Annotated in this window: 7 protein-coding genes; 2 read left to right on the forward strand and 5 right to left on the reverse strand. The window is 43.7% G+C overall.

The genetic code is table 11. The features are described 5' to 3' along the window. Positions 1-125: 125 nt before the first annotated feature. Genes KAH81_08785 through KAH81_08805 form a run of 5 tightly spaced genes read right to left on the reverse strand, consistent with a single transcriptional unit; the run spans position 126 to position 5,525 of the window. Positions 126-710 (reverse strand): SIS domain-containing protein, encoded by a 585-nt coding sequence (locus KAH81_08785; protein MCK5833749.1) that lies wholly within the window; start codon positions 708-710, stop codon positions 126-128. Beyond that, complete coding sequence (locus KAH81_08790) at positions 710-1,621, reverse strand: hypothetical protein (protein ID MCK5833750.1); 912 nt, start codon at positions 1,619-1,621, stop codon at positions 710-712. The genes KAH81_08785 and KAH81_08790 overlap by 1 nt, the downstream gene beginning before the upstream one ends. Positions 1,622-1,651: 30 nt before the next feature. After that, the gene (locus tag KAH81_08795; protein MCK5833751.1) at positions 1,652-3,265 is read right to left on the reverse strand and encodes a hypothetical protein; all 1,614 of its coding nucleotides are present in this window, start codon (positions 3,263-3,265) and stop codon (positions 1,652-1,654) included. A gap of 2 nt (positions 3,266-3,267) precedes the next feature. Further along, a complete protein-coding gene (locus tag KAH81_08800; protein ID MCK5833752.1) occupies positions 3,268-4,617 on the reverse strand; it encodes a phosphomannomutase/phosphoglucomutase in 1,350 nt (449 codons plus the stop codon). Between the two features lie 47 nt (positions 4,618-4,664). Beyond that, positions 4,665-5,525 carry an NAD(+)/NADH kinase gene (locus KAH81_08805; protein MCK5833753.1) on the reverse strand — a complete coding sequence of 287 codons (861 nt, stop codon included), beginning with the start codon at positions 5,523-5,525 and terminating at the stop codon, positions 4,665-4,667. Positions 5,526-6,144: 619 nt separating this feature from the next. On the opposite strand from KAH81_08805, the gene rlmB reads away from it, so the two are divergent. Both rlmB and KAH81_08815 read left to right on the forward strand, forming a co-directional pair. Beyond that, positions 6,145-6,948 carry a 23S rRNA (guanosine(2251)-2'-O)-methyltransferase RlmB gene (gene rlmB / locus KAH81_08810; protein ID MCK5833754.1) on the forward strand — a complete coding sequence of 268 codons (804 nt, stop codon included), beginning with the start codon at positions 6,145-6,147 and terminating at the stop codon, positions 6,946-6,948. Between the two features lie 230 nt (positions 6,949-7,178). Further along, positions 7,179-8,170 (forward strand): hypothetical protein (locus KAH81_08815; GenBank protein MCK5833755.1); only part of this gene is annotated, 992 nt, incomplete at its 3' end.

Genomic DNA, 8,170 nt, shown 5'->3' on the forward strand with positions numbered 1-8,170 from the left:
ATCCCAAGAATGACGAGACGGCTTGTTAAAAAAAACCCGCTCGGGTAAAGGGATGTGCCGGCTCGGCGTGGCTTCGAAAGAAGCCCCCGACGCCGCCCCGGAATCACGGATAAGCTTCTAGCGCTTTATGTTTTGGATAAATAAATTTCGGAAAACTCGCAAATTAGATGCAGTGCTAATTCATGTCCCTCTTGAATACGAGGTGTATTCGGACCGTCGATTAAAAGACAGAAATCAGCTAAACGCGAGAGTTTGGACTCGAATGGGCCTGTAAGACCGATTATTTGGCATCCCAAGGCTTTGGCTGACTGAGCAGCGCGAACTATATTCGAGGAATTACCGCTTGTTGATATACATACGAGAATATCGCCGGAAACAGCGAGAGCTTCGACCTGCCTAGAAAAAACCTCCTCCCAACCAAAATCGTTAGCAAGAGCGGTTATCGCGCTGGTGTCGGTTGTTAGAGCAATTGCAGGTATTGGCCTGCGGTTCACACCGAGACCAAGCTGTCCAACAAACTCAGCCGAGGCGTGCTGAGCGTCCGCAGCGCTTCCACCGTTTCCAACAAACATAATTTTGTTTCCGCTTTCAATCGCCGAAACAATCACCCCGACTGCATTAAACAATGAATCTATCTGAGATTCGAGCGAGGCTATAGCTTTTTTTGAATCCTGTATCGATAGCAGTATTCTCTCTCTAATATCTTCCATCAAAACTCCGCAGAAATATTGAAGGAATGCCTCGGGGGTAAACCCTCGCGCTCCAATCGTAGTGAATAACCCACTCCGAATTTACAAAAATCAGCATCGAATTTGTATCCGGCACCGAATGTCGGAAGAAGGTCGTCGAGACCGGCAGCGAGGGTTATATCCTCGACTGGATTACCGAATACTCCACCACGAAATTTAAATTCTTCAAATTTATAATACTCTGTCTCGGCGGTTATTCCTATTGGAACAACTTTTAAACGGTATAAAATCCCGCCTCTCAGATTCGAAGGAATGGATTCATCGGAATTGGAGGCGTTTTCTGTGCCATATACCTTCGCTGAATTCCATTGGTATTTCATCCCAATATTTTGGTAAGCTACTCCAATGGCAAGTTGGTCGTTTAAAAGCTCCCCATGAATACCGAGGTCGAAACCAGCAACATAGGCCGTTATCTCATTGAGTCGCGCCTGAAGATATTTGGCATTAACTCCAACCGATAGGTCGGAAGTAACAACCTTTGAGAATGTAAGGAAAATAGCATCCTCACCGTAATTGAGTTGGTCGGTGTAGTTTCCGCTAATATCCCTTCCAGAAATTTCACCCGCGTCGGCGTGGACCCAAGTAAGCGCAACTGCTGCGTCATTTTTTATGTTCCACCCGGCCGACAGATTATAAAGCGATCTATCGAGAGCAAGCATCGAATATCCCGAACTTACACCGAGACCCTTCATTTTTTGTATCGATGCAGGATTAAACCACCCGGAACCTACACCACCGAGAGCCGTTCCGCACCCGCCGAGAGCGACATTTTCCCAGCCGATAGGCATGGTCAAAAAAGCAGCGGCTTCGCCATCGGCGAAAACCGGCGTAATCAATGCAAGTATAATTAATACTCGAACTAAATATCTCATTTAAACCCCATTATATTTTTTGATTCATATTTACTTGATTATCATCAACTTGCCCCAACGGTCACCGCTGTCGGTTTCTACTCTGAAGAAATAAAGGCCGTTGTCGGGTTCGATACCATTTTCTAACTTGCCGTTCCACTGGATGCGGTTTTTACCGTTCTGGGGCACAGCATCCCAAAGGATAGTGGCAACCTTGTTTATATCGTAATCGAATAATTCTATTTTAGCCAAACCGCCGCCTTCGGAATCGAAAACAAAAAAGCAGCTTTCGTGGTAGCGCGGCGAATATGGATTCGGGAAGGCATAAACATAATCCGAACTACCGTCGGCGGCGTTGGGATCTTGAGTGGAGGCTTCCTCGGCTGAGGGGAAATTCGCGACTATCTCCCAGGTCTCACCGCCATCGGAGGTGCGAGCGATCCCCTCGGAATAGGTGCCGACATAGAGTACTCCCCCACAGTCTGTCGCCGAAACAACCTCCTCTTTGAGGATATCGATATCGATATAACCTCCCGAATTGACATCGAGACCTGAGACGGTAAGCGTCTCGACCGTATCGTAATCGGGGGCAAAAGCGCGCGAAAGCCCATGACGGCATGCCATCCATAGTGTGTCGCCGGTGAATCCCATATTCCACGATACAAATCCCTCACCGGTCTGTTCCCATGTGGAACCACCGTTAAATGAATAGGAAATTGCATCATAATCGCTACCGGCGCTGTTCGAGGATGTATATCGAGAGCAAGCAAAAATGCCGGTTTCCGTGCTATATTGAAAATCAAGAGATATTATCCAATTGCCGGAAAGTGCGCCGATATCCATCGAGTCACGCCTCCAGGAAATATAGTAATTGGACACCGAATCTACTTCGAATGTTGTGCTATCGACCCATGTCGTATCAAAAATAGGAATGGAATCTGGAATCCAATGACCTGTAGTATCCACCTTATCCCATGCGAATGTTCCTTCGCGGCCAAAATAAAGGCCTCGTGCACTTCCAGCCCAAACCACAGGAGGATTAACAGAAGTATCAGCTGTTACCGAGAAAAAACGATGGCCGAGATCGCTGTAACTGAGGCTGTCGGAACCATCCGGGAAAACACTTTGCCAACTAGCCCCGCGATCGGAAGAAAAAATAAGGCCACCATAAAAGCAAGAAGCATATACGATTGTGTCTTCACCATCGGGGATTATGGCTAGATCGTATGCCAACTTTCCAACTCCGTTGGCTGAAGTAGCCTGCGTGCAATGCTCAAAGGTTTCGCCGCCATCGAAGCTGATGTAAAAACCATCGCCGGCAGGAAGTGAATTATTGGGATCAGTGGGATCCTCGAAATCGTAGCTCGCAGCAGCCCAAACCCAATCTCCGAGAATCGATAGGGCCGCAAAACCTATATCCGGCAGTTTGCTTTCCCACGTTTCGCCGCCATCGCGCGAGACGGCAAGGCCTCTACCTGTAGAGACCCAAATATCTCCGCTATAGGCATTGAACTCGATATCTCCGATGGCGTTAGACGAAGGCGAATCGTCACTCGCCGATAGGATAATGCCCGGAGTTATACTACCCGGGATAGAAAGGGGCATTGCATTCAAAATGCCTACGGCAATGGTGATAATTACTGCTGTTATTAAACGAAGATTCATATTTACCCTTTTACTATAGCGAGTGTCTCATCAACGACACGCTTAAGTTCACTTTTCGATTTGGCCTCAGCGTTAAGCCGGACCAAAGGTTCTGTATTCGACGGTCTGAGGTTCACCCACCAATCCTTTGCCGAGATAGTTATTCCATCGAACTCATCGATATTTAATCCCTCACTAGCAAAATACTCTTTTACATTAGCTATAACCTTTTCTCTGTTGTTCACTTTGGAATTTATCTCGCCGGAACGAACATATCGGTCAAACTCCGCGATCAAATCTGATATTGGTTTATCCGCCTGAGAAAGGACTTCGAGACACACAAGAAATGCTATCAATCCACTATCTGCGAACCAGTTATCACGGAAATAGAAGTGTCCGGAATGCTCACCGCCGAAAACGGCGTTTTCCTTCTTCATTATCGGCTTAATTATTGAATGACCAACCTTTGTTCTTATTGCTTTTCCGCCCATTTGTTCGATAAGCTCAGGCACAGCACGACTACAAATGAGATTATAAACAATGCTTTCGCCAGGAAACTTTTTAAGCAAGCTTTTCGCAACCAAGGCTGTAACCATATCCCCGCCTAAAAGGTTGCCTTTTTCATCTATCAAAAACATGCGATCGGCATCGCCATCGAAGGCAGCACCAATTTGAATCTTTGGGTCTCCGGCAACCCTCGCACGAAGCTCGATGGTATTCTCAGGCTCTATTGGACTAGCGAGATGATTTGGGAAATTACCGTCTAGATCAAAAAACATCCGATCGACTGAAATAGGAAGCCTTTCGAAAACTGGCGGTAAGGTTTTGCCAGCCATACCGTTACCAGCATCTATTGCAACATGAAAGGGCTTTATTTTTGAGACATCGATGAAAGAAAGGCAATGGTTAGCATATTCATCATCGATATTGCGCGAGATAATTTTGCCCTTCGACTCCCCGCAAAGCAAGACACCTTTTTCGACAAACCTCTTTATTTGTGGAAGACCATCGGTTCCAGAAAGTGGCACTGCATCCTTTTTGCATATCTTAAAACCATTATATTCCGGTGGATTATGGCTTGCTGTTATCATTATACCCGCATCGATTCTATACTTGCCTACCGCAAAATAAAGTCCATCCGTGGAAACCATCCCAATATCTATAACATCGGCACCGCAGGAGGTTATCCCCTCACAAATAGCCGAAAACAAGCTCGAACTGGAAACGCGCATATCTCTTCCAACAACCACTTCACGGCATTGGAGATATTCAACTAAACCAGCTCCTATAAGTTTAGCTATTTCCTCGTCTAGAGAAGTAGGGTAGATTCCTCGTATATCATAAGCTTTAAAAATAGATGAATCAAACTTCATAATATTATCCCAACTTATTTCATATTAGCAAAAATATATTATATATGTCAACCATTACGCGGTTCATTAGCCCAACCAAGTTTATTCCTAAGGACCTCGTAAAAGGTTCGATCATGGTAATGCACAAAATGTGCCGAAAAAGGTGCTTTTCGGACGGCAATAGTCCCGGAAGAGGGTATATCTTTTGAGATTTGCCCATCGAGGGTCAGCCTTGGCGATTCCTTGCCATCGGTGAAATACTTTATTTCGATTGTCTCTGAGGCATCCACGACGAGAGGTCTAATGGAAAGTGTATATGGCGATAAAGCTGTTACCTGAAAAGCTTCCATTTTCGGTGAAATAATACCTCCACCTGCAGCCATGCTATAGGCTGTGCTTCCAGTGGGCGAAGACACGATCATGCCGTCGGCGGAAAATGATGCCACAAATTCGCCTGAAACAAATACTTTATGGCAAATAATTCGAGGGCTTTTCCCTCGATCAATGACCATTTCGTTAAGCGCGGTTTTAAACTCAGTTTCGCCAGGTGGGCAAATCTCGAGCATCATTCGTGAGTCGATAGAAAATCTTCCTTTAATAATTTCAGGAACAACCGATGAAATTTCTGTTGGGTCGAGTTCATTTAAAAAGCCCAGTCTTCCTAGATTGATACCCAATATTGGTATTTCTTTTTCAGCAATGATTCGAGCAGTGGAGAGCATTGTGCCATCGCCACCGAGCGAGATAGCCATATCGATATCCTCGGGCAGATTATCGTTTGCTACCCCTTCTTTGCAGGCAAATCGTGCTGCGTTTTCTCCGAAAATAATCTCGACACCGCATTTTTTAAGAACTAGCTCGAGCTCTGGAATAAGTGCGGAAACCCTTTCTTTATGAGGATTAGTGAATACAAGTATCTTCTTTACCATAATTGCCAGCCTTCTTAGCAATTGATTATAAACCTATGAATATAATGTCAGATATAATTTTTGTCCATTATTTTGCTATTATTTTAGAGATTTTTATTTTAAAAAAAATTGTCTGATTATTCTTGATTGTGATATAAATCAGTTTTCGATTTAATCCAGCATTTTAGGGCAATCACCGAGTTTACCAACATAAGAATCGATCCTCTTACTGAATATATGGCAAACGTTGAACAAAATATTATATGTGTTAACCAAAATAACTCTAAACACTTTACCGTAACCATAAATTTACACTCATTACTATTCGCGTGGGAAAGGACATATGGCGGGAGCCTATCTGAAAGAGCTAACGTATCAATAAGAACAAGCGACAATTCTTATGTAGTTGCTGGCAATACATATTCTTTCACATATCCATCAGCCTGGCTTTCACCAAGATATTCAGATGCATATTTGCTTAAAATGACGAATACGGTTCTGTTTTATGGTCGAGATTTTATGGCGGCAAAAAATCGGAAGAAGGCGAACGGGCGAGGAGACCTTGCCCCTACCTTTTTTCTCGTTTTGATTGGAAAGTAAAACTCCTTGACCTACAAGAATTATAGCCTATCTTTACCGCATGGAAAAAATTGGAGAAAACACAATTAAAAGGCTCTCAAAGATTGGTGACAGGAAATATCATTCGCGTTACGGTGAGTTTTTAGTCGAAGGTCTTCGCTCGGTTGAGGAAGCCTTCAAGGCCAAAGTCGAAATTAAGGATTTAATTATCCGGCATGGAGAAGAGCGTGTTGCCAGAATAGCAGAACTAATATCGGCTGCCTCAGATAAAGGTCTCTCGATATGGAGCGTAACCTCGAGCGAGATGAGTAAAATATGCCGGACTGTCAATAGTCAGGGTATAGCCGCCGGTGTCAAGCTGTCCTCCAAAACTACCGGCGACCTTTTTGGAGAAATCTTGCAGTATAAAACTGGCGTGGTGGTTTTCCTCGACAGTGTTCAAGATCCCGGAAATGTCGGAGCTTTAATAAGATCGGCCGAGGCGTTTGGCGTTGGAGGCATTATACTCGGACGAGGTTCAGCCGGGCTTTATAATCCTAAAACGATTAGAAGCACGATGGGCGCAATTTTCCGGGTTCCGGTGGTCGAAATGGGCGACCGAAAACCGGAAGAGATAATAGAGCGCTTCAAAAAAGCTGGATTCCGAATATTAGTAGCTAATATTTCAGAAAAAGCCACATCTTTAAACAAAACCAATAAATTTCAAAAAAATCTATTGGTAATTGGATCTGAAGCTAGAGGTGTCTCCAAGAGCATCCTTTCAATAGCTGATACCGAAATATATATCTCTATGTCTGGTCCCACCGAATCACTAAATGCTTCGATTGCAGGCAGTATATTTATGTATGAATTATTAAAACAATAATTTTAAACTTTTCTATTGAAATTATTTCCGCCTGCTTAATATTTTTAATGATTACAACTTTATTGTCTAGCATCTGGAGTTTATTTATCCCTTTCTTTTTGAAATTTTTTTATTATCTTACTTGTATTATTATTGTAGAGAATGTGTTTTACAAACTAATAAGAATTTTTGTTTATTAGCAAAATTGTTATCTTTTCAAATGGAATCTAAAAATTAACACTGGAGGGAAAATGTCTAAATCCCTATTCTTTAGTCTAATCGTCCTTTTTGCGGTTTCAGCAGTATTTGCGGTACCGTTAACGACGAACTATCAAGCTAAAGTCACCGACACAACAGGGGCTCCGATATCTGGGACTCGCGATATAACATTTCGCATCTATGAATCAGATATTGGGGGAACGGAAGTATGGTCCGAAATGCACGCAGGAGTCGATCTTGTGGATGGTTTCTTTGCTGTTAGACTTGGCGAAACCAATCCCCTAGACATGGCTTACAGCGATGATTACTACCTCGAAATACAGGTAGATGGAGATATTCTCACTCCGAGAGAACCATTCTCCTCGGTTCTTTATGCCATTTGGGCGCAAAGCACTGACCAGATCGGTGGCATCGATATGACCGAATGGGCTTTATTCGCAGATTCGCTTCGCGCTTATTACGAAGCTCGAGGCTATGATTATCCATTCGATACTCTACTCGCTTGGATGGAGATTCAAGATTCAATGAGAACTATTCTTTGGGGCGGTTGCCCAACCGAAGAATTTCTTTATGAATGGATGCTAGTTTTTAATGAGTTCTGTGACCGCGGTATGGGTTATGACGAAGTCGTCAATTATCTTGATTACTTTGATGCTGCGGCAACGCTTTTCGATAGCCTTGGAACAGAATTTGACTTTTCGCTCGACGATATCTACAACACGGTTATGCTTTGGAGCGTTTTTTACGAGGCATTAGATACTTTTTTCACGCGCACGGGGTGGGACGCAGATTCAATTTTTATTTATCTGGATGGCGCACTCGATACCTATGACACTCTCACTGCCTGGTGGACTTCAAGTGGATGGACTGTGGACACACTATTCATGTATCTTGAAATGTTCGACAGTTTGAGTTCATTCGATGTCGATTCGATAATAAATAATTATCTCGCAACATTCGACTACGACTCGTTTATCGGCTACTGGATCGACGATCTGGGCTATGGCGAGCTGTTCGATTCGCT

It is taken from the genome of bacterium (genome assembly GCA_023145965.1).
Lineage (GTDB): Bacteria > UBP14 > UBA6098 > UBA6098 > UBA6098 > UBA6098.